Source organism: Robertmurraya sp. DFI.2.37 (assembly GCF_029211245.1).
Lineage (GTDB): Bacteria > Bacillota > Bacilli > Bacillales > Cytobacillaceae > Robertmurraya > Robertmurraya methanolica_A.
Map to the genome: position 1 here is coordinate 1 of NZ_JARGEJ010000979.1, position 255 is coordinate 255.

At 42.7% G+C, this 255-nt stretch carries 1 pseudogene; it reads right to left on the bottom strand.

The features are described 5' to 3' along the window. Positions 1-255, bottom strand: a pseudogene (locus PZE06_RS29415) (hypothetical protein); the annotation flags it as partial.

The following is a 255-nucleotide window of genomic DNA, read 5'->3' on the forward strand; positions in this document are numbered from 1 at the left end:
TCGTTTTAATTCATCAAGCACCCCTTCAAGATTGTTAGAATCATAATTGTGATTAGCATCCGCCACTAAAACAGCCGAAGCATTGACATTTTGCATAGCAAACAAATTATTTACCGTACCGCAAAGGTTACTGTTTCCTCGTTGGTCTGTGATATTAGCTTGCGATATTGACGTAACCCCAGCGCCAATATAGACATCAGCTATCCCCAACTCGTAAATATCAGCGTCTCTCTGAAGTTCGGGCGCTAACGGCGT